The organism is Shinella sedimenti (genome assembly GCF_022601905.1).
Lineage (GTDB): Bacteria > Pseudomonadota > Alphaproteobacteria > Rhizobiales > Rhizobiaceae > Shinella > Shinella sedimenti.
The window spans coordinates 254,439-275,343 of record NZ_JAKVIN010000006.1 but is presented as its reverse complement, the minus strand read 5'-3'; the positions used below and the strand labels follow the sequence as shown (position 1 = coordinate 275,343).

Annotated in this window: 23 protein-coding genes and 1 other RNA gene; 12 read left to right on the top strand and 12 right to left on the bottom strand. The window is 62.3% G+C overall.

The annotated features are described in order from the left end of the window. Positions 1 to 513 carry a crossover junction endodeoxyribonuclease RuvC gene (ruvC, locus tag MKI86_RS15615; RefSeq protein WP_241602093.1) on the bottom strand — a complete coding sequence of 171 codons (513 nt, stop codon included), beginning with the start codon at positions 511 to 513 and terminating at the stop codon, positions 1 to 3. A 159-nt stretch (positions 514 to 672) separates the two neighbouring features. Between ruvC and MKI86_RS15610 the strand changes: the two genes are divergently transcribed. After that, positions 673 to 1,674 carry an LLM class flavin-dependent oxidoreductase gene (locus tag MKI86_RS15610; RefSeq protein ID WP_241602090.1) on the top strand — a complete coding sequence of 334 codons (1,002 nt, stop codon included), beginning with the start codon at positions 673 to 675 and terminating at the stop codon, positions 1,672 to 1,674. A gap of 101 nt (positions 1,675 to 1,775) precedes the next feature. On the opposite strand, the gene MKI86_RS15605 is transcribed toward MKI86_RS15610, so the two are convergent. The 3 genes from MKI86_RS15605 to MKI86_RS15595 all read right to left on the bottom strand — a co-directional run bounded on the left by MKI86_RS15605 (position 1,776) and on the right by MKI86_RS15595 (position 4,035). Then, the gene (locus MKI86_RS15605) at positions 1,776 to 2,522 is read right to left on the bottom strand and encodes a YebC/PmpR family DNA-binding transcriptional regulator (protein ID WP_241602087.1); all 747 of its coding nucleotides are present in this window, start codon (positions 2,520 to 2,522) and stop codon (positions 1,776 to 1,778) included. A 165-nt stretch (positions 2,523 to 2,687) separates the two neighbouring features. Continuing rightward, on the bottom strand, positions 2,688 to 3,182 hold the full coding sequence (locus tag MKI86_RS15600) for a hypothetical protein (RefSeq protein ID WP_241602084.1): 495 nt from the start codon (positions 3,180 to 3,182) through the stop codon (positions 2,688 to 2,690). A gap of 16 nt (positions 3,183 to 3,198) precedes the next feature. Continuing rightward, positions 3,199 to 4,035 carry an MBL fold metallo-hydrolase gene (locus MKI86_RS15595; RefSeq protein ID WP_241602083.1) on the bottom strand — a complete coding sequence of 279 codons (837 nt, stop codon included), beginning with the start codon at positions 4,033 to 4,035 and terminating at the stop codon, positions 3,199 to 3,201. A 156-nt stretch (positions 4,036 to 4,191) separates the two neighbouring features. Here MKI86_RS15595 and MKI86_RS15590 point away from each other — a divergent pair, with 156 nt between their 5' ends. Further along, complete coding sequence (locus MKI86_RS15590; protein WP_241602082.1) at positions 4,192 to 4,728, top strand: pyridoxamine 5'-phosphate oxidase family protein; 537 nt, start codon at positions 4,192 to 4,194, stop codon at positions 4,726 to 4,728. 2 nt (positions 4,729 to 4,730) lie between these two features. On the opposite strand, the gene MKI86_RS15585 is transcribed toward MKI86_RS15590, so the two are convergent. The 3 genes from MKI86_RS15585 to MKI86_RS15575 all read right to left on the bottom strand — a co-directional run bounded on the left by MKI86_RS15585 (position 4,731) and on the right by MKI86_RS15575 (position 7,566). Next, positions 4,731 to 5,552 (bottom strand): TIGR00282 family metallophosphoesterase, encoded by an 822-nt coding sequence (locus MKI86_RS15585; protein WP_241602080.1) that lies wholly within the window; start codon positions 5,550 to 5,552, stop codon positions 4,731 to 4,733. A gap of 9 nt (positions 5,553 to 5,561) precedes the next feature. Beyond that, positions 5,562 to 6,146 carry a 5-formyltetrahydrofolate cyclo-ligase gene (locus MKI86_RS15580; protein WP_241602532.1) on the bottom strand — a complete coding sequence of 195 codons (585 nt, stop codon included), beginning with the start codon at positions 6,144 to 6,146 and terminating at the stop codon, positions 5,562 to 5,564. Positions 6,147 to 6,564: 418 nt separating this feature from the next. After that, complete coding sequence (locus tag MKI86_RS15575) at positions 6,565 to 7,566, bottom strand: sugar-binding transcriptional regulator (RefSeq protein WP_241602078.1); 1,002 nt, start codon at positions 7,564 to 7,566, stop codon at positions 6,565 to 6,567. Between the two features lie 303 nt (positions 7,567 to 7,869). On the opposite strand from MKI86_RS15575, the gene tal reads away from it, so the two are divergent. Both tal and MKI86_RS15565 read left to right on the top strand, forming a co-directional pair. Continuing rightward, positions 7,870 to 8,832: a transaldolase gene (gene tal, locus MKI86_RS15570; RefSeq protein WP_241602077.1), complete on the top strand. Its 963-nt coding sequence runs from the start codon at positions 7,870 to 7,872 to the stop codon at positions 8,830 to 8,832. 146 nt (positions 8,833 to 8,978) lie between these two features. Then, a complete protein-coding gene (locus MKI86_RS15565) occupies positions 8,979 to 9,362 on the top strand; it encodes a hypothetical protein (protein ID WP_241602075.1) in 384 nt (127 codons plus the stop codon). A 43-nt stretch (positions 9,363 to 9,405) separates the two neighbouring features. On the opposite strand, the gene ssrS is transcribed toward MKI86_RS15565, so the two are convergent. The 3 genes from ssrS to MKI86_RS15550 all read right to left on the bottom strand — a co-directional run bounded on the left by ssrS (position 9,406) and on the right by MKI86_RS15550 (position 10,312). Then, positions 9,406 to 9,564: non-coding RNA, 6S RNA (gene ssrS, locus MKI86_RS15560), on the bottom strand. A gap of 83 nt (positions 9,565 to 9,647) precedes the next feature. Next, a complete protein-coding gene (locus MKI86_RS15555) occupies positions 9,648 to 10,019 on the bottom strand; it encodes a cell division protein ZapA (RefSeq protein WP_241602073.1) in 372 nt (123 codons plus the stop codon). Positions 10,020 to 10,039: 20 nt separating this feature from the next. Then, on the bottom strand, positions 10,040 to 10,312 hold the full coding sequence (locus MKI86_RS15550) for a DUF4164 domain-containing protein (protein ID WP_134645812.1): 273 nt from the start codon (positions 10,310 to 10,312) through the stop codon (positions 10,040 to 10,042). Between the two features lie 329 nt (positions 10,313 to 10,641). Between MKI86_RS15550 and tkt the strand changes: the two genes are divergently transcribed. The 4 genes from tkt (at position 10,642) to MKI86_RS15530 (ending at position 15,495) form a co-directional block, all read left to right on the top strand. Next, complete coding sequence (tkt, locus tag MKI86_RS15545; protein WP_241602071.1) at positions 10,642 to 12,624, top strand: transketolase; 1,983 nt, start codon at positions 10,642 to 10,644, stop codon at positions 12,622 to 12,624. Positions 12,625 to 12,693: 69 nt separating this feature from the next. Continuing rightward, positions 12,694 to 13,704, top strand: a complete 1,011-nt coding sequence (gene gap / locus MKI86_RS15540; RefSeq protein WP_241602068.1) for a type I glyceraldehyde-3-phosphate dehydrogenase — start codon at positions 12,694 to 12,696, stop codon at positions 13,702 to 13,704. Between the two features lie 11 nt (positions 13,705 to 13,715). Next, positions 13,716 to 14,282, top strand: a complete 567-nt coding sequence (locus MKI86_RS15535) for a putative glycolipid-binding domain-containing protein (RefSeq protein ID WP_241602066.1) — start codon at positions 13,716 to 13,718, stop codon at positions 14,280 to 14,282. A 13-nt stretch (positions 14,283 to 14,295) separates the two neighbouring features. Beyond that, positions 14,296 to 15,495: a phosphoglycerate kinase gene (locus tag MKI86_RS15530; protein WP_241602064.1), complete on the top strand. Its 1,200-nt coding sequence runs from the start codon at positions 14,296 to 14,298 to the stop codon at positions 15,493 to 15,495. A 234-nt stretch (positions 15,496 to 15,729) separates the two neighbouring features. On the opposite strand, the gene MKI86_RS15525 is transcribed toward MKI86_RS15530, so the two are convergent. Then, positions 15,730 to 15,885 carry a hypothetical protein gene (locus MKI86_RS15525; RefSeq protein ID WP_241602063.1) on the bottom strand — a complete coding sequence of 52 codons (156 nt, stop codon included), beginning with the start codon at positions 15,883 to 15,885 and terminating at the stop codon, positions 15,730 to 15,732. A 151-nt stretch (positions 15,886 to 16,036) separates the two neighbouring features. Between MKI86_RS15525 and MKI86_RS15520 the strand changes: the two genes are divergently transcribed. From MKI86_RS15520 to rcdA, 3 genes are all read left to right on the top strand, one after another. Continuing rightward, positions 16,037 to 17,317 (top strand): MFS transporter, encoded by a 1,281-nt coding sequence (locus MKI86_RS15520; protein ID WP_241602061.1) that lies wholly within the window; start codon positions 16,037 to 16,039, stop codon positions 17,315 to 17,317. Continuing rightward, positions 17,314 to 17,502 carry a DUF1192 domain-containing protein gene (locus MKI86_RS15515; protein ID WP_241602059.1) on the top strand — a complete coding sequence of 63 codons (189 nt, stop codon included), beginning with the start codon at positions 17,314 to 17,316 and terminating at the stop codon, positions 17,500 to 17,502. Before MKI86_RS15520 ends, MKI86_RS15515 begins: the two co-directional genes overlap by 4 nt. Before the next feature lie 374 nt (positions 17,503 to 17,876). Beyond that, the gene (gene rcdA, locus MKI86_RS15510) at positions 17,877 to 18,395 is read left to right on the top strand and encodes a protease adaptor protein RcdA (protein WP_241602055.1); all 519 of its coding nucleotides are present in this window, start codon (positions 17,877 to 17,879) and stop codon (positions 18,393 to 18,395) included. 246 nt (positions 18,396 to 18,641) lie between these two features. On the opposite strand, the gene rpmE is transcribed toward rcdA, so the two are convergent. Then, positions 18,642 to 18,863: a 50S ribosomal protein L31 gene (rpmE, locus tag MKI86_RS15505; protein ID WP_117370525.1), complete on the bottom strand. Its 222-nt coding sequence runs from the start codon at positions 18,861 to 18,863 to the stop codon at positions 18,642 to 18,644. Between the two features lie 190 nt (positions 18,864 to 19,053). On the opposite strand from rpmE, the gene MKI86_RS15500 reads away from it, so the two are divergent. Beyond that, on the top strand, positions 19,054 to 20,877 hold the full coding sequence (locus tag MKI86_RS15500; RefSeq protein WP_241602054.1) for an ABC transporter transmembrane domain-containing protein: 1,824 nt from the start codon (positions 19,054 to 19,056) through the stop codon (positions 20,875 to 20,877). Positions 20,878 to 20,905: the final 28 nt, after the last annotated feature.

Sequence of the window (20,905 nt, the reverse complement as noted above, 5' to 3'; positions counted from 1 at the left end):
TCAGCCGACAAGCTTGGCGAGACGGCCAGACAGGCCCTGGCGATTGTGGGCATGGCAGATGGCGATGGCCAGCGCGTCAGCGGCATCATTGCCCACGAAGGTCGCCTTGGGCATGAGGACCTTCAGCATCATGTGGATCTGCTGCTTTTCGCCATGACCGACGCCTATCACCGCCTTCTTGACGGCATTGGGCGCATATTCGGCGACGCGCAGGCCGGCACGGGCCGGCACCAGCATGGCGATACCGCGCGCCTGGCCAAGTTTCAGCGTTGCCACTGCATCCTTGTTGACGAAGGTCTGCTCGACGGCGGCTTCGTGCGGCTGGTGGCTGTGTATGATTTCGGCAAGGCCGTCATGCAGCTGGCATAGGCGCGAGGCAAGGTCCATGTCGCCATCGGAGGTCACGGTTCCGGACGCCACGAAGCGCAGCGAATTGCCGAGTGTCTCGATGACACCCCAACCGGTGCGGCGGAGCCCGGGATCGATGCCAATGATGCGAATCGTTTCCTGCATGCGTGAACCCTAATCCTGTCGGACGGACCCTGCCAGCCAAATGTGAACAAAACAAAAACATTCAAGCTATCGTCACAAACTCGGAACGCCTCGCTTGGATTTCACGAAACTGAACCTACATGGGAGGACGATCAAATTCCCTTACATGAGGCTGCATCCATGGTGCCCTTCTCCATCCTCGACCTTTCACCGGTCATCGAAGGCGGCACCGTCGCCCAGTCGCTGGCCAGTTCCCGACGCCTTGCGCAGGAAGCCGAAGCACAGGGCTACAAGCGCTTCTGGCTCGCGGAGCATCACGGCATGCGCGGCATTGCCAGCGCCGCCACCGCGCTCGTCATCCACCACGTCGCCGCCGGCACGCAGAATATCCGCGTGGGCTCCGGCGGCATCATGCTGCCGAACCATTCGCCGCTCGTCATCGCCGAACAGTTCGGTACGCTTGCAGCCCTCTTCCCTGATCGCATCGATCTTGGTCTCGGCCGCGCGCCGGGAACCGACATGCGCACGGCCCAGGCGCTACGCCGCAACCTCGAAACCAGTTCCAACAATTTTCCGCAGGATGTGGTCGAACTGATGCAGCTTATGGGGCCGATCAGCCCGGAGCAGAAGGTCATCGCCATTCCCGGTGCAGGCAGCAACGTGCCCGTCTGGCTGCTCGGCTCCAGCCATTATTCGGCGCATCTGGCCGGCATGCTCGGCCTGCCCTTCGCCTTCGCTTCACATTTCGCTCCCGACATGCTGCTCTCGGCACTGGAAATCTACCGTGAACGCTTCGAGCCGTCGCAGCATCTCGACAAGCCTCACGCCATGGTGGGCGTGATGGGAGCCGCTGCCGATACGGATGCGGAAGCCGACTACCTCTTCACGTCCATGCAGCAATCCTTCGTGCGCCTGCGCCGCGGCACGCCCGGCGCCTTCCCGGCACCGGTGGACAGCATGGACGGCTTCTGGAGCGAGCAGGAGCACATCAATGTCGAACATACGCTGCAATATGCCGTCGTCGGCGGCCCTGAAAAAATCCGCCGGCGCATCGCCGATTTCCTGGATCTGACCAGGGCAGACGAACTGATCATCTCCATGCCGATCTACGACATGGATGCGCGGCTGAAATCGGTACGGCTGTTTGCGCAGGCACAGCGGGAATTGGCCGAGGCGCCATAACAAAAGGCCGGGGACAAAACCCCGGCCTTTTTGCTGTTCGCAATCACTCCCTACGCCATTCTCGGGGCCGCCCGATGCGACGGAAGAGATCGAGGATCCGATCAGGCCGAAAGCTTGGCCATGACCTCGTCGGAGACTTCGAAGTTCGAATAGACGTTCTGCACGTCGTCATCGTCTTCCAGCGTGTCGATGAGCTTCATCAGCGACTGCGCCTTTTCCTCGTCCACCGGCACCGTGTTCTGCGGCTTCCAGATCGCCTTGACGGTCTCGGCCTCGCCGAGCTTGTCTTCGAGCGCCTTGGACACTTCGCCGATATCCTCGAAACCGCAGATGATCGTGTGGCCGTCCTCGTCCGTCGTCACGTCCTCGGCGCCGGCCTCGATGGCGGCTTCCATGACGGCGTCGGCGTCGCCGACGGAAAGCTTGTAGGTGATCTCGCCGACGCGGTCGAAGGAGAAGGAAACCGAACCGGTTTCACCCAGCGCGCCGCCTGCCTTGGAGAAGGTCGAGCGGACGGAGGAAGCCGTGCGGTTGCGGTTGTCGGTCAGCGCCTCGACGATGACGGCGACGCCACCCGGGCCATAGCCTTCGTAGCGGACTTCTTCGTAGTTCTCGCTGTCGGCACCCGAGGCCTTCTTGACGGCGCGCTCGATATTGTCCTTCGGCATGGACTGCGCCTTGGCGTTCTGGATGGCCAGACGCAGCCGGGCGTTCATCGAAGGGTCTGGCAGACCCGTCTTCGCCGCAACCGTGATTTCACGGGCAAGCTTGGAGAACATTTTCGACCGCACGGCATCCTGCCGACCCTTGCGGTGCATGATATTCTTGAACTGTGAATGGCCAGCCATGGCACCCCTGTCTCGTTTGGCGCCCGTCGTTTCGGTCGCCGGTCTGTACGCTGGAGCACAAGGGCGCTGTATCGCGCCGGCCTGCCGCCCCGATTTTCGGAATGCCGCCTTATAATTTCATTGCCGCCGCACGTCCAGCAGGGCGGCAGAACAAAGCGCGGCGGCTTAGTCTGCGCGCACGCGGGCGCGGCTCAGCAGGAAGGAATGCCCGTCATTGCGCTCGCAGGTCAGCCCCGTGCGCTCCGAGTAGCAAGTGAACGGGCCGCCATTCCAGACCTCGCCGTAGTCGATGGTCCGATCCGCGCTGCAACAGCCCTGGTCGCCGACATTGGACAAGACGGTGGCCTTGCCGCTGCGCCCGAGGGTCGCTCGAAGATATTTCGGCTCGATACGGTCGCAGGAGAGTTCCGGGCCGCCATCCGGCGGCTGATATACATCCGTCCCGCCCTGGGGAATGTAGGTGCAACCGATATTGCCTGATGGCATGACGAAATGTTCGGCCACGCCGAAGGCGCGTGTCGGCAGCTTTTCCACCGGCTTGGCTTCCGTCTGGCGCGGCTTGCCGGCATCTCCTGCGGGCCCGCCGGGTGTCGGCGCGCCATTCGCGAAGGCAAGGGCCGATGAAAGCAGCACGGCAGGCACGGCAAGAACGAAACGCATCACATCAACTCCGGCGTCAGACGCCGGAGAGAATATGAATCGTCGGCCGTTTCGGCAAGCTGCGGATGGAAACCGTGACGCTGGCGTCATCGTCGGTCACGGCATCGAAGCCGCTGCCGAACATCGAAAGGAACCGGCTGATCGGCGGTCCGCGACGGTGCATGGGCAGAATGAGCGCGGAACGAAGGCGCTGCACGACGCGGCTCATGCTTTCCGCCCCCATCGTCAACCCACCATCGACCGGCACCATGAGAACGTCGAGCCGGCCGATCTCGGCATATTGCTTCTCCGTCAGTTCATGATGCAGATGGCCGAGATGGCCGATGCACAGGCCCGCGACCTCGAAGATGAAGATGGAATTGCCGTTCGGCTCCATCGCGCCGCCCCAACCCCTGATATCGGTCGGCACATTGCGGATGTAAGCGTCGCCAACGACGATATCGTGGTCGGCACCGTTCTCGGAGGCCTCGTCCCAGCCGTGCAGGACATGGTTGATCCCGGGATCGGGGTTCAGCGTATAGTGGCTGGAATGCGCCTTGTTCATCGTCACGACATCCGGCACCGCCGGCGGCGCATACCACCCGTTATAATCGGTGGCGATCCGCACCCCGGCCGGCGTCTCGATAAAGAAGGTCGAATGGCCGATATAGGTGATGCGCACCTCCTCATCCGCCTTGGCCTGCACCTTCAGCACCGGGTCGGCGGAAAAGCTGGCAAAAGTGACGGACGGCAACGCACGGGCAATCATCTGGCACTGGCTGACTGGCGGCGTCTCGGACTGGGCAAGGGATGGACGCGGCGCCAGGAGATACACGGCGACCACGATCAACGGAATGAGCAGGAGATGCGGCATGAGCGGCTCCGTTCATTGGTCGATGCGACTATGCGCCCGGTGCATCATCACGTCGAGGCCGCGATACCGGGTGCGCGATCACAATCCGTTGAGCGGAACCTTCGGCGGGGGCCTCACGTTTTCCGCGGGAACCGACCAACGATTGCGAGGAACACCATGTCCAACATTACCCGTGCACGCGAAAATCCCAAGGAGCAGCTCTTCGACGAGATCGACAAGATTCATGCCGGCATGCTCGGCGTCGAAGGCAGCCACATGCACATGCAACCGATGTCGCCGCAGCTCGACCGCCAGACGGCGACGATCTGGTTTTTCACCCGGACAGACGCCGAGATCGTCAAGGCGCTGACGCCCGGCGCGCACGCCCATTTCTGCGTTGTGGGCAAGGACCACGACTATCACGCCTGCATTGCCGGCCGTCTGAGCGTACGCAAGGATCCGGCCAAGATCGACGAATACTGGAGCTCGATCGTCGAGGCATGGTTCGACCATGGCAAGAGCGATCCGAAGCTGACCATGCTCGCGCTCGAAATGGACGATGCCGAAATCTGGGCTTCGACCGGCAGCAAGCTGAAATTCGGCTGGGAAATCGCCAAGGCCAACTTCAATCCGGATGAAGAGCCTGATGTTGGCGTGAAGGCGCATCTGCGCTTCAACGAAGGTTCAGCCGATCATCTGCGCCGTATGATCTGACGTTACCAGAAGCTTGGCACCGTTTCGCTAAGGCGTGGCCCGAGGCGAAGCGGTGCGATCTTCTCGGCAAGTCCGGTGCGGTCAGAGATTTCCACGGCAAGTCCACAGATCGTGGCCGGGCCTGAGGCGGCCTCGAACCGGCCTTTCGGCATCTTTGAGATGAAGCGGTTGAGCGGTTCTTCCTTTTCCATGCCGAGTGATGAGTCGTAATCGCCGCACATCCCGGCATCCGACATGTAACCCGTTCCGCCATTCAGGATTTGGCAGTCGGCGGTCGGCACATGGGTATGTGTGCCGACGACGACGCTGGCGCGCCCATCGACGAAATGGCCGAAGCACTGCTTCTCGCTCGTCGCTTCTGCATGGAAGTCGAAGATGATGGCATCCGCTTGCTCACCGAGCGGGCAGGAAGCAAGGATGGCCTCGCCCGCGTTAAAGGGATCGTCCAGTTCCGGATGCATGAACACGCGGCCCATGATGTTGGCGACGAGCACGCGCGCCCCGTTTCGGGCGATGAAGAGGTTCGCGCCGCGGCCGGGCGTGCCGGCTGGATAGTTGGCGGGGCGCAGGAACTGGTCGTGACGGCCCGCAAAGCCCACCGCCTCCTTCTGGTCCCAGACGTGGTTTCCGGTCGTCACCACATCGGCACCGGCATCGATGGTGCTGAGATAGATATCTTCCGTGATGCCGAAGCCGCCGGCCGCGTTCTCCCCGTTGACGACGACGAAATCCAGCTTGAAATCGCTGATCAATCCCGGCAGGCGCTCCCAGACGGCCGTCCGCCCGGTCTTGCCCACCATGTCGCCCAGAAAGAGAAAACGCATCGAACTGCCTTAAGAAACCTGTTGGACCATTCGGAGACCGCTTTCCGTGAGAATGGCGTCGAGGGGGACGTCGTGCGGTTCCGCCGGTACTGATGCCACTTCCTGGCAGTCGAACGCAATGCCGATCAGTTTCGGCGCCCGTCCTTTCGCTTTCAGCCGGTCGATCGCGCGGTCATAGTGACCGGCACCATAACCGATCCGGTTCCCGGCTCTGTCGAACGCGGAAAGCGGAACAAGAAGAATATCGGGTTCGAGCAAGGCCGCCTCAGGTCCCGGCCCTGTCGTGCCGAAGCCCGTCTTGACCACAGGCGCATCCGGTTCCCATGCGCGAAACACTATGGTTTCCCGGTCGAGCACGACGGGCAGGCAAAGCCTGGCGCCCCGCGTGCGCAGATGCGCCATGAGCGGCCGGATATCGGCCTCGGAGCGAATCGGCCAGAATCCCGAAACGACGGTGCCCGGCGCAAAGGCGATATGGTCGCCGGCATGAAACGCCATAGCCTGTCCCGCTTCGATACGCGCCTGCGGCGTCATGGCATCGCGCAAGGCAAGCCGTTCGTTGCGGATCGCCGCCTTCTGTTCCTTCGCCGTCATGGAAGATGTCACGGGTATCTCCAGCATTTTTCCGTGCCTTATCAGGTGAAAGTGCGCAAAGGCAAATCCCTCATCCGACCAAAGCAGGCATTCGCCGGCAGCAACGCCGAATCCCGAAATGGCACATGTGTGGCAGAGATCGACCGCGCGCGTTAAGCATTGCGACAGTTTGAACTTTCCGCAGGCACGCCAAGTCTCTAACCGGGCCGCATGCCTGCGCCGAGTAACCGCCCCCCTTGCCCCGAACTGACGGAAATAGAAAAGAGATGTCTCGAGCTCGCCGCCCTCGGCAGGAGCCCGGGTGAGATCGTGCTGGAAACCGACCTGGCCTCGCAGCGCGTGGCGGACGCGATGCGCAGCGCGACCGACAAGCTCGGCGCGCGCAACATTACGGGCGCGATTACGCGTGCGCTGCGCCTCAATCTGATTTGAGATCAGCCGAAGCGGCGTCTTCGGCCAGTTGCAGCATGGCCAACGCCGCGCCTTCATCGGTGATCAGCGTATTGCAGCCGACACGCCGGATCGTGGCCCGGATGGCCGGAGCCCGGTGCGCCCCGCCCGAGACGAGCACGATGTGACGCGCCTTTTTTACCGTATCGAGATCGATCGACATGACGCGGTCGCGGATTGGATGATCGATCGTGCGCCCTTCAGCGTCGAGGAAATTGCACATCGTGTCGCAGACGCAGCCGGCCGCAACCAGTTCCTCCAGCTCATGGCGGGCAATGAAGTCGCGTGACAGAGAACTGGAGCGCGGGCCGATATCACCGCAGCTGACGACGGCGATATCCATGTTCTCAGCAAGGTCGAACAAGGTCTTAAGGCCGCATTTCTCGATGAGGCTGCGCTTGGTCTCGCGGGAATCGACGAGCAGCGGTGCGAGGAACAGGTAGCATTCCGCTCCCAGCTGGCTCGCCAGTTGCCAGGTATATTCGATCGGGTTGATCTGATGCGCCTCGACCACGCCGCCGAGCAGCGAGACGACCTTGACGCGCTCGCGCCGCGCCGGGCGGAAGCTTGCCAGCGATGCCGTCAGCGTCCGCCCCCAGCCGACCCCGACCGTGCAGTCATCGGGAATCGCCTCGGTCAGGAATTGCCCGAGCGCGAGCCCCACGCTCTTGGCCGTCGCCTCCGCGCTATTGGCCGCCGGCACCACCACGGCCTCGTCAAGCCCGTAGGCCTTCTCGAGCCTGACGGCCAGTTCCACGCAATCAGCAATGCCCTCATTGATCCAGATCTGGACCTCGGAACGCTTCAGCGCCTCATCGAGCATGCGGATGACGGTGGAGCGGCTGACGCCGATCTTTTCCGCGACATCCTTCTGCGTGAGGCCCTGATTGTAATAGAGCCAGGCGGCGCGCAGCCGAAGTGCCGCCGATTCCGAATAGGCCGTATGTGTGTCGCGCCGAAGCCTTGCCACGTCGCCTCCCGTTTCTGCGATTACTTGCGCTGCCTTGCAGCGTGCAGGCACCATAACACATCGCGCAAAAATGCGACATATGTTCAAAACAATCAGCAAAAGTACTTGATTTTTTGCTCGCAAAGGACGATAGTCCGCTCATATCGGCTGGCGGCATTCCGTCGGCGGATTGGTTGTGCGGGCACGCGCGGCGACGGAAAAGGAAGCACTGTCGCCGCACGCGTTTGCCGACGAGGAACATGGAGGAGGGTTCAGCGTTCCGTTGGAACGCCACCCAGCAACAACCATTTCGGGATTTCGGATATGACGTCCAAGCTTGAACAACTTCGCGCGATGACGACCGTCGTGGCAGACACCGGCGACATCGAAGCCGTGCGCCGCCTGAAGCCGGTCGATTGCACCACCAATCCCACGATCGTTCTCAAGGCGCTCGGCACGCCGATGTTTGCCGACACGGTCGCAGAAGCGATCCGCTGGGGCCAGTCCCAGGGCGGAAACCGTGAAGGCGTCGTGGCGGCCGTTGCCGACCGTCTCGCCATTTCCGTCGGCGCAGCACTTGCTGAGCTTGTCCCCGGCCGTGTTTCGACCGAAGTCGATGCAGACCTTTCCTTCGATACCGAGGCTTCGATTGCCAAGGGTCGCGACATCATCAAGGCCTATGAGGCACGCGGCATCACCCGCGACCGCATCCTCATCAAGCTCGCCTCCACCTGGGAAGGTATCCGCGCGGCGGAAGTTCTCCAGAAGGACGGCATCGACTGCAACCTGACGCTGCTCTTCAACAAGGCCCAGGCGATCGCCTGCGCCGATGCCGGCGCGTTCCTCATCTCGCCCTTCGTCGGCCGCATCCTCGACTGGCACGTCAAGGCATCGGGCAAGACCTTCACGGCCGAAGAAGATCCGGGCGTGGTGTCGGTCCGCTCGATCTACGACTATTACAAGTCCAATGGCATCAACACGATCGTCATGGGCGCCTCCTTCCGCAACATCGGCGAAATCGAAGCCCTCGCCGGCTGCGATCGCCTGACGATCAGCCCGGCCCTTCTTGAGGAACTCGACGCTGCTGAAGGCAAGCTTGAGCGCAAGCTCTCGCCGGAAAAGGCTGCGAAGGTTTCGCCGATCAAGATCGACGAGAAGACCTTCCGCTGGATGCTGAACGAAGATGCCATGGCCACCGAAAAGCTATCCGAAGGCATCCGCGCCTTCGCGAAGGACCTCGGCAGCCTGCGCGCCATGATCGACAAGGAACTGAAGGCGGCCGCGTAAGCGACGATTTCAAGAACCAACCATCGAAAGGCCGCCCCTCACGGGCGGCCTTTTTCGTTTGCTAAACGCCAATCCGCTTTCGACTTTGACTTTACCGGCTCGCGCCATAACTCGGAACGGACTATCCTGCGCACGAGAGGGTATCCATGAAAACGACAACACCGTTTCTTTCCAAACTCGCCCTTGCCGTCACCCTTTGCGGACCGTCGGCAGCCTATGCCGACACGGTGTTCAAGCCCGGGCTTTTCGTGCGGCAAACCCAGCATTGGGATTCCACGACGAACAGCTTTCTGCCCGGCGCCGAAGAGGGTGAAGGAGACGGATGCTGGCAGGTGGAAAGCGTCGGCGCGGGTGAGGTGAAAATGAAACTGGTCAGCGGCGTCTTCAAGCCGTGGTGGGCGGACAGCGCGATCGAGATCGGCACGTCCGACACTTGGTTCGACAATGAGGTCTACCAGGAAGCCAATCCCGGCGCTGCGCCGCTTTCCCAGCTGCGCAAGATCTTCACGCCCGTCGAATCCTGCGGCTGAGCGACCGCCAGTTCTGCACTGGGCACCGGAGAAAACAGAGAGGGTGCGATCCGCGGCGACCGATGGAGATTTACGATCCTGGGTGCCTACAAACGTAGGTGGGCGCCATATGTCCAAGCCCACGGGCCTGGCCAGGGACAGCTCCCTTTGGATCGAGTATGGCCCCAGGGATTGTGGTTCCTGTCGGGAAGCGCAGATCGCTCATGACATATAGGCGCAAAGCAGCGCCTTCGCCAGTGGCAATCGACTAAGCGTTGGCTGTCTGAACGAAAAACAACGCCCGGATCAGTTGACCTGCGGTTTGCCGTTGAGCTTGGCGGCCATGCCCTGAATCTGGTTGGTGAGTTCGCCGAGCGCCTGGGCGATCGCCTCTTCGCTGCGCGACACCTCGACCAGCACGCCTTCGCGGCCGCTGCGAAGTTGCTCGGTTTCTTTTTCCAGCGTTTCAAGCCGGCGCGTCACATCGTTGAGCTCGTCCATGACCATGATGCCGGCCATGACGGTGATGCGCAGGTCGCCGATCTCGCCAAACTGCTCCTTGAGGTGCCCGACATACCGATCGAACCCGGCGGCGAGGTCTTCCAGGTGGGACTCCTGCCCCTCCTCGCAGGCCATGCGATAGGCCTTGCCATCGATCTGAACGGTTACCTGAGCCATGCGGATTCTTTCTGTTGCGCCTATCGGTCAAGTACGGCGCGGATGGTCTCCATCGCCGTGACGAGACGGCGGGACACCTCGCGGTTGACCTCTTCCAGCCGGTTGGCGCGGAATTCGGACTGGTCCAGCTCCTGGGCAAGCCGCGAACGGTCGGCATTAACGCGACGCACCTCGCCTTCCACCTCGCCGTGTTCCCGTTCACGGTCAAAGCGCATGTCGAGCGCATTCTCGAGACTGCCAAGCGCCTTGCGAAGCTCCTCGATTGCAGCCCTGACTGTTTCCCCGTGTGTCATAACGCCTTCACCGGCACTCTCAAAAAACACGAATCGCCGCCGCCAGCGCCGGTTCCCACGCGTTGACAGTATTCAACTGCGGGGCAGAGCGTCAACTGCGCGGGTGCACCCACCGGAAAGCCCCTGTGGATCAGCTTCCAGATGGCTGCCGTGCGGTGGCATCCGCACCCGCCAGAAAACGCTAAAAAACCCGGCGAATTCGGCGCTCAAACGCCGCAGGAACAGCCGAATTCGTTGACTTAGACGGTGCACCTGCTATGTGTCAGCCGCTTCCAACCGGCGCCCCTCAGGGACACCGGCCCTGACACCCCGAAGAATACGGAACAGTCATGATCTCTCGCGAAAAACACGACCGGATGGCGAACGCAATTCGCTTCCTTTCCATGGATGCCGTGGAAAAGGCGAACTCCGGCCACCCCGGCCTTCCCATGGGCGCAGCAGACATCGCAACGGTTCTTTTCACCCGCTTTCTCTCCTTCGATCCGAAGACTCCGCACTGGCCGAACCGCGACCGTTTCGTCCTGTCGGCCGGCCATGGTTCGATGCTCCTCTACTCGCTGCTCTATCTGACGGGCTACGAGGACATCACGATCGACGAGATCAAGAACTTCCGTCAGCTCGGCGCCAAGACCGCCGGCCACCCGGAATACGGCCACGCCGCAGGCATCGAAACGACGACCGGCCCGCTCGGCCAGGGCATTGCCAATGCCGTGGGCATGGCGCTCGCCGAGCGCAAGCTGCGCGACGAGTTCGGTTCGGACCTGATGGAGCACTACACCTACGCGCTTGTCGGTGACGGCTGCCTCATGGAGGGCATCAGCCAGGAAGCAATCTCCCTCGCAGGCCACCTGAAGCTCAACAAGCTGATCGTGTTCTGGGACGACAACAACATTTCGATCGACGGCCCGATCTCCATGGCCGACTCGACCGACCAGCACGCCCGCTTCCGCGCGAGCCAATGGCACACGATTGCGGTCGACGGCCATGATCCGGATGCGATTGCCGCTGCCATCGAAGAAGCCCACAAGTCCGACAAGCCCACGATGATCGCGTGTAAGACGACCATCGGCTTCGGCGCGCCCAACAAGGCCGGCACGCACAAGGTCCACGGTTCGCCGCTCGGTGCGGAAGAAATCGCCGCTACCCGCAAGGCGCTGAACTGGGAATCGGAAGCCTTCGTGGTTCCCTCCGACGTCCTCGACGCCTGGCGCCTCGCCGGCCTTCGCTCCGCCAAGGCGCACAAGGAATGGGAAGCCCGCCTCGACAAGACGGATGCCGAAAAGAAGGCGCAGTTCGTCCGTCGTTTTGCCGGCGACCTCGAAGGCAGCCTCGATTCCGCAATCGCCGCCTACAAGAAGAAGCTTGCCGAAACGAAGCCGAACCCGGCTACCCGCAAGGCTTCGGAAGATGCGCTCGAAGTCATCAACGGCGTGCTCAGCGAAACGCTCGGCGGCTCGGCCGACCTGACCGGCTCGAACAACACCAAGACGAGCCAGACCAAGTCGATCACACCGACCGACTTCTCGGGCCGTTACATCCACTACGGCATCCGCGAGCACGGCATGGCCGCTGCCATGAACGGTATCGCGCTGCACGGCGGCCTGATCCCGTACTCCGGCGGCTTCCTGATCTTCTCGGACTACTGCCGTCCGTCGATCCGCCTTGCCGCACTGATGGGCATCCGCGTCATCCACGTCCTGACCCACGACTCCATCGGTCTTGGTGAAGACGGTCCGACGCACCAGCCGGTCGAGCAGATGGCCGCTCTGCGCGCCATTCCGAACCTGCTCATGTTCCGTCCGGCCGACGCCACGGAAACGGCGGAGTGCTGGCAGCTGGCGCTCGAAAGCCACAACCGTCCTTCTGGCCTGGCGCTTACCCGCCAAAACCTGATGCCGGTCCGTCTGGAATACGAAGAAGAGAACCTCTGCGCCCGCGGTGCCTATGACCTCGTGTCGGCCAGCGACGCCCAGGTGACGATCTTCGCATCCGGCTCGGAAATCGAGATCGCGGTCAAGGCCGAGCAGACGCTTACGGCCAAGGGTATTTCCACCCGCGTCGTCTCCGTTCCCTGCTTCGAACTTTTCGCAGAGCAGCCGGAAGCCTACCAGAAGGCCGTCATCGGCAACTCGCCGGTCAAGATCGCCGTCGAAGCCGGCATCCGCCAGGGCTGGGATCACTTCATCGGTTCGGATGGCATCTTCATCGGCATGTCTTCCTTCGGCGCATCGGGCCCCTACAAGGAGCTCTACAAGCACTTCGGCATCACGCCGGAAGCCGTCGTCGCCGCCGCGGAAGCCAAGCTGGGCTGAGTGCCCGAAGGCGCGGCTTTCGCCGCGCCTCTCACCGCCAAAACGTTTATCCATAGGGAGAGACCCCAAATGACTGTGAAAGTTGCCATCAACGGCTTCGGCCGCATCGGCCGCAACATCCTGCGCGCCATCGTCGAATCCGGCCGCACCGATATCGAGGTCGTGGCGATCAACGATCTGGGCCCGGTCGAGACCAACGCGCACCTTCTGCGCTACGATTCCATCCACGGCCGTTTCCCGGCCGAAGTGAAGGTCGACGGCGACACGATCACCGTCGGCGGCGGCAAGCCGATCAAGGTTACCGCCATCAAGGATCCGGCAACGCTGCCGCACGGCGCCATGGGCGTCGACATCGCCATGGAATGCACGGGCATCTTCACCGCCCGCGACAAGGCCGCCGCTCACCTGACGGCCGGCGCCAAGCGCGTCATCGTCTCGGCTCCGGCCGACGGCGCCGACCTGACGGTCGTCTACGGCGTCAACGATGACCAGCTGACGAAGGATCACCTCGTCATCTCCAACGCCTCGTGCACGACGAACTGCCTCGTGCCCGTCGTGAAGGTCATCGACGACCTCGTCGGCATCGACCATGGCTTCATGACGACCATCCACTCCTATACCAACGACCAGCCGTCGCTCGACCAGATGCACAAGGATCTGTACCGCGCCCGCGCTGCTGCCCTCTCGATGATCCCGACCTCCACGGGCGCTGCGAAGGCCGTCGGCCTCGTGATGCCGCACCTCAAGGGCAAGCTCGACGGCACCTCGATCCGCGTTCCCACGCCGAACGTCTCCGTCGTCGATTTCAAGTTCGTCGCCAAGCGCGACACGACGGCCGCCGAGATCAACGAAGCCATCAAGGCTGCCTCCAACGGCAAGCTGAAGGGCATCCTCGGCTACACCGACGAGCCGCTCGTCTCGAAGGACTTCAACCACGACAGCCACTCGTCGATCTTCGCGACCGACCAGACGAAGGTCCTCGAAGGCAACTTCGTTCGTATTCTCACCTGGTACGATAACGAATGGGGCTTCTCGAACCGCATGTCCGATACGGCCGTTGCCTTCGCGAAGCTGATCTAAGGACGCCCATCATGTTTCCGCCCCTCACCTTCAAGACGGCCCGCTGGCGTCCGTTGAAGGGCGAGGGGCTGGAACACCTTACCGTGCGTGCCATCGAAGGCGGAATCCGCGCCGAAAGTACGGTTGTCGGCGAAGACAGCGACGGACGCCCCTTCGGCGTCCACTACCGTATCGATCTCGATACGAATTGGTGCGTCCGCTCCTTCCGCGTGGAAGAGACGGATGGCCGTGGCGTGGCGATGACATCGAACGGCGAAGGTCAGTGGCGCAGCCACAGCGGCAAACCGCTTGCGGCCTTCGACGGCTGCATCGATATCGATCTGGCGGGAACGCCCTTCACCAATACCCTGCCGATCCGCCGGCTGGGGCTTGCGCCCGAAGCCGGAACGGTGCGGCTGAAAATGGTCTATGTGCCGTTCGATACGTTTTCGCCGTTTCCGGACGGGCAGAACTACACATGCCTCGACCCAGCGCGACGCTACCTCTACCAGGCCGCTGACCGGACCTTCCAAGCGGAATTGCCTGTCGATGCAGACGGCTTCGTGACCGACTATCCCACCCTATTCGCAAGACTCTGACGGGAGCCCTCCCATGACCTTCAAGACCCTCGACAACCTCACCGACATCGCTGGCAAGCGCGTGCTCGTCCGCGTCGATCTCAACGTGCCGGTCAAGGACGGCAAGGTCACCGATGCGACCCGCATCGAACGTGTCGCGCCCACCATCCTCGAACTGTCGAAGAAGGGCGCCAAGGTCATCCTGCTGGCGCATTTCGGTCGGCCGAAGGGCGAGGTCGTTGCCGACATGTCGCTCAAGCAGATCCTGCCGGCGGTGAACGAGGTTCTCGGTACCACCGTCGCCTTCGCATCCGACTGCGTCGGCGATGCCGCGGCATCCGCCATCGCAGAACTCGGCAACGGCGGCATCCTGCTCCTGGAAAACACCCGCTTCCACAAGGGCGAGGAGAAGAACAACGCGGACTTCACCGCCGCCCTCGCCGCCAATGGCGACATCTACGTCAACGACGCCTTCTCGGCCGCGCATCGCGCCCATTCCTCGACCGAAGGCCTTGCTCATCTCCTACCCGCCTATGCCGGCCGCACCATGCAGGCCGAACTGGAAGCGCTCGAGAAGGGTCTTGGCAATCCGAACCGGCCCGTCGTCGCCATCGTCGGCGGTGCGAAGGTTTCCACCAAGATCGACCTGCTCATGAACCTCGTGAAGAAGGTCGACGCACTGGTCATCGGCGGCGGCATGGCGAATACCTTCCTCGCCGCCCGCGGCACGGATGTCGGCAAGTCGCTCTGCGAGCATGACCTCGCCGACACCGCCAAGCAGATCATGATCGAGGCCGCAGGCGCCGGTTGCGCGATCGTGCTGCCGGAAGACGGCGTCGTTGCCCGCGAATTCAAGGCGAATGCCGAAAACGAGGTCGTTGCCGTCAGCGCGATCCCGTCCGACGCAATGATGCTCGATGTCGGCCCGAAGACCATCGACGCCGTCAATGCCTGGATTTCGCGCGCCTCGACGCTGGTCTGGAACGGTCCGCTCGGCGCCTTCGAGATCGCCCCCTTCGACGCCGCCACGGTGGCAGCCGCCAAGCATGCCGCCGCGTGCACCAAGGACGGCAAACTCGTTTCCGTCGCCGGAGGCGGCGATACCGTGGCTGCCCTCAACCATGCCGACGTGGCAGACGACTTCACCTATGTCTCGACGGCTGGCGGAGCGTTCCTGGAGTGGATGGAAGGCAAGCCGCTTCCGGGCGTCGACGTGCTCAACCAGCAGAAATAACGCGAAGGGCTTGTGTACCGCGTGGGATCACCTACATTGCTGTTATCGTCAACGAACAGAAAGGAAGGTGATCCAATGTCTAATGAGATTTCGGTCTTGGCTTCGGGCATGGGAATTGTGGTGAACGAAACGAGGCAGCCCTCGTTCTGATCCCGCCTTCCTTCGAGCCGTAAGGCTCGGGTCCGCACCGGACCAAACCTCATGGGGGCCACCTTCGGGTGGCCCTTTTGCGTTTCAGGGGCGGATGAGAACCGTCAACATCATCAGCACGATGGCAACGACGGCGATCTTCCAGAAATCCGCGCGCCGTTTCAGCCCCGGCAGGCCGATGGGCCGGATGAGGTGCAGCAGCATGACAACAAGCAGCAGGGCAGGAAGGATTTTCGACATGACGGCCTTTCTCCGCTCTTCCTGTCACACCCCAGACATTTTTCCAAGCGATCAGCACGACGTCTGAAAACACGACGCGCGCCGTGTTTGCATCTGGCAATCGGCAGCAGGTGCGCTATTCCTTTCCCATCGATGACATTGCGAAAAAATCATGCGTAAAAATCTCATTTCCGTCTTCGCGCTTCTCATGGGCACGCTGTTTCTTTTCCTCGGCAACGGCCTGCATGGCCTGTTGCTTCCCATGCGCGGCGCTTACGAAGGATATGAGACGACGATGCTCGGTCTGCTCGGCACGTCCTGGGCATCCGGCTTCGTGCTGGGCTGCCTCCTGGCGCCGACCGTCGTCAAGCGCATCGGCCACGTGCGCGCCTTTTCGGGCTTCGCGTCCTTGATCGCCATCATAGCGCTGATGACCGGGATGATCGTCGATCCGTTCTGGTGGATCTTGCTGCGCGCCATCACGGGCTTCTCGATCGCCGGAACGTCGATGATCATCGAAAGCTGGCTGAACGAACGCGCCACCAACGAAAGCCGCGGACTGATCTTCTCGCTCTACATCGCCATCACGCTCGTCGGCACCGTTGGCGGTCAGATGACGGTCGCACTCGGCGACGTCACGACGCCGATGCTCTTCATGTTCGCTGGTATCCTCTATTGCCTGGCCATGCTGCCGACGACGCTTTCCACCGCCGCATCGCCACAGCCGCTGAAGCAGGTCAAGCTCGACATTCCCGCCCTTTACCGCACCTCGCCCATCGCCTGCGTCGGCATCGTGCTGATCGGCATCGCCAATGGCGCCTTCGGCACGCTCGGCGCGGTCTTTGGCGCCAATGCCGGCCTGACATCCAGCACCATCGCCATCATGATGAGCGTGGCCATCTTCGCCGGCGCCGTCATGCAGCTGCCAGCCGGCCGCATTTCCGATCGCGTCGACCGGCGGATCGTCCTTGCCATTCTGTCGGCCATTGCCGCCGGGGCAGGTTTCGCACTCTTCGTCTTCCAGCCGGCGTCGGTGACTCTCCTGCTCGTGCTGACGGCACTTTATGGCGCCATGGCAAACGCGCTCTATCCCATCGCCGTCTCGCATGCCAACGACTTCGCCAGCCCCGAGGATTTCGTGAAGGTGTCCGGCGGCCTGCTCTTGCTGTACGGCGTCGGCACGATCATCGGACCGACGATCGGCGGCCCGATCATGTCGGCCGTTGGCCCCTATGCCCTCTTCGCCGTCACATGCTGCGCCCATATCCTGATCACCGCCTACGCGATCCTGCGCAGCCGGCGTCGCGCCGCAGTACCGGCCGAAATGCGCGATTCCTACACCACCATCAACCCCGGCACGATGACCACGCCGGAAAGCCTTCAGCTGTCGCCGCGCGCCCTGCCCCAGGTGCAGGCCGGCGCCGACGCACCACAGGAGGAGCAGACCGCATGAGCCTCTTCGACGACGATCGGCCCAAGAAGAAAATTGCGCATGAGATCGGCAGCGACCTGTCGCTGCTGTCCGCGGATGAGCTGACAGCGCGAATCGACCTGCTGAAACAGGAAATCGCGCGGCTGGAAGCGGAGCGGCAGAAGAAAGATGCCAGCCGTTCGGCGGCCGAAAGCCTGTTTCGCTAGGCACCAATTTTCGCACCCTGGCCGAAAAGGCACAGTTATCGGCAAAGCTGCAACAAAGTTAACCGGCCATTAAGCCTTACAGCCTATTACTTGCACATCCGGTCCTTCCGGGTTCAGGCATTTTCACCGCTTGGCGAATCGGTCTGATTTTCTCCCTGTTTTACCTTGAGAGCCGCTTTTCGCGGCTCTTTTTTTGTTTGCCGCAAAGCCGCCGCAAAGTGTCCGGAAACAATTGTGGAGATTAACCCTTTCTTAAGAATACCCTTGCGCGAATTAGGCTAAGAGATCATCCTCACGCCATGGAACGAAGAGCTGGAACACCAGCGTCCGACCTGCCGTTACCTGCAAGTGATGCGTTCAACAGGGAAAGAACCATGTCCGAAAGAGGATTGAATACCGTCAGCTTCGCTGGCCATGTGGCGTCGTCCGCACAATTCAAGTCCATCTATGCCGAGGGCATGGGTCTCGTCGAGGAAACTGCGAGTTATCTGGACGGTGTCGGTCGCCAGGCCTCGAAGGTCCTGCCGCGCATGGCATCCGTGCTGTATGCAGCTGAATCGATGCGCCTCACCACCCGCCTGATGCAGATGGCATCCTGGCTGCTGCTTCAGCGCGCCGTCAACAATGGCGAGATGAGCCGCGACCAGGTCCTGTCGGAAAAGAGCAAGGTCCGCCTCGACAGTTTCAATGTCGACAAGACCGCCCCTGGCTGGAACGACCTGCCGGAAGCCTTCCGCGACCTGATCGAGCGCTCGCTTCGCCTGCAGAACCGCATCGCCCTGCTAGACCGCGAAATCTACCGCCCGCAGGATGTCCAGGCCTTTCAGCCGGATAACCAGAACAGCGTCCAGGCCCAGCTCAGCCTGCTGCAGACCGCCTTCGGCAACAGCTGAAGACGGCGCAGGCAGATGTAGAACACCCGGCTTCGGCCGGGTTTTTTGTTGCCCGCAGTTCTGTACTACCCCTCACCTGCCAGCGGGCATCCTCGCCTTACAAGGGGCGAGGAACGATAGGCTCGCCGCTTTCCTCAAACCTTGACCGAGAGAAGGGCGCCCGCAGGTAGACGGGCAACCCACCAAATACAGGCAACAAAAAAACCCGGCCGAAGCCGGGTTTTTGCAATTCTTTGGAAGCGGAGATTAGAGGCCGAGGCCTTCGAAACGCTTCTTGAACTTGGAAACGCGGCCGCCGCGGTCCAGCATCTGCTGGTTGCCGCCGGTCCAGGCCGGGTGCGACTTCGGGTCGATTTCGAGGTTCATCGTGGCACCTTCCGAACCCCAGGTCGAGCGGGTTTCGTACTCGGTGCCATCGGTCATGACGACCTTGATGACGTGGTAGTCGGGATGGATATCAGCCTTCATGACACTCTTCCTGCTTGTTCCGGGGGCCATTTGTCGCAACGCATTGCGGCAGCGGAGCCAAAGACGTAAATGAAGCCGCAGTCGGCTAGACCTACGGCTTCCCAATTCGATGGCGAGCCTATACATGAAGGCCGTCTGGATAACAAGAGCCGAAAGAGAATTCGTGCCGCCAGGCACTGGAAACGGGGGTATGGTGTCCACAGACAGAGAGACAAACGCGGCACAGAAAACCGCGCGTCGCAACATTCGTCCGCTGGGCAGGCTTGCTCCCTATATCGGCCGTTATCGCGGTCTTGTCGGAGGCGCGCTGGTCGCCCTCGTGCTGGCTGCCGTCACGACACTCGTGCTGCCGATCGCGGTGCGCCGCATGATCGACAACGGCTTCTCTGGCGCCGATGCCGGCTTCATCAATACCTACTTCGCGATGCTCTTCGTGCTGGCCGGTCTGCTGGCACTCGCCAGCGGCCTTCGCTACTACTTCGTCATCACGCTTGGCGAACGCATCGTCGCCGACCTCCGCCGCGACGTCTTCGCCCACGTAACTAAGCTCTCCCCGGCCTTCTTCGACGTCAACCAGTCCGGCGAGATCGTCTCACGGCTGACAGCCGATACGACGCAGATCAAATCCACCGTCGGCGCAACCGCATCCGTCGCGCTGCGCAATCTCATCCTCTGTTTCGGGGCCATTGCCATGATGGTCTATACCAGCCCGAAGCTGTCGAGCCTTGTCATTGCCGCCATCCCGGTCATCGTCTTTCCGCTCGTGGCCTTCGGCCGCTCGGTGCGACGCCGCTCGCGCGAGGCGCAGGATACGCTTGCAAGCGCGTCCGCCTATGCCGGCGAGGCGATCGGCGCGACGCGCACGCTCCAGGCCTTCAATGCCGAGAATGCGGCACGCGCCCGCTTCTTCGGCGAGGTGGAAAGCGCCTATGAAGCCGCGCGCAGCGCCATCCGTGCACGCTCGCTGCTGACCGGCTTTGCCATTGCCATGATCTTCGGTTCGGTCGTCGCCGTGCTGTGGTTTGGTGCACGCGATGTGCTGGCGGGTACACTTTCGGCCGGTACGCTCGGCCAGTTTCTGCTTTATGCCGTCTTCGCGGCCGGCAGCCTCGGTGCGCTCTCGGAAGTCTGGGGCGAACTTTCGCAGGCCGCCGGTGCGGCTGAGCGCCTGAGCGAATTGCTCGAGGAACCGCCGGCCATCACAGCGCCCGCCAATCCGGTCGCGCTGCCGGTTCCCGCACATGGTGAACTCACTTTCCGGGATGTCCAATTTTCCTACCCGGCCCGCCCGGGCTATCGCAGCCTGAACGGCCTCTCCTTCGCCGTGAAGCAAGGCGAAACCGTAGCGGTCGTGGGCCCCTCCGGCGCCGGCAAGAGCACGATCCTGTCGCTGGTCGAACGCTTCTACGATCCCGATTCCGGCACCGTCCTGCTCGATGGCGTGGACCTGCGTGCAGCAGATCCGGAGGAGATCCGCCGCCGCATGGCGCTCGTGCCGCAGGATGTCACGATCTTTGCCGCGTCGATCCGCGACAACATCGCCTTCGGCATGCCCGATGTCGGCGATGACGCCATCCATGCCGCCGCCCGGGCCGCACAGGCCGAGGAATTCATTGCGCGCCTCGACAAGGGTTATGACACCATGGTCGGCGAACGGGGCGTGACGCTCTCCGGTGGCCAGCGCCAGCGCATCGCCATCGCCCGCGCCATCCTCAAGGACGCGCCGCTCCTGCTGCTCGACGAAGCCACCTCGGCGCTCGATGCCGAAAGCGAAACCCTCGTGCAGCGCGCGCTCGACGGACAGATGGGCAAGCGCACCACCATCGTCATCGCGCATCGTCTTGCGACCGTGCTGAAGGCCGACCGCATCCTCGTGATGGATGGCGGCCGACTGGTGGAAGAAGGCACGCACCAGTCGCTGATCCAGCAGGGCGGACTGTATGCCCGCCTCGCCCGGCTGCAATTCGATCACGGCGGCCAGGCCTTCCTGGGCGAAGCACGCGCCGCCAGCTGATCGTGCGGCGGTAGAGACAACAGGCCGG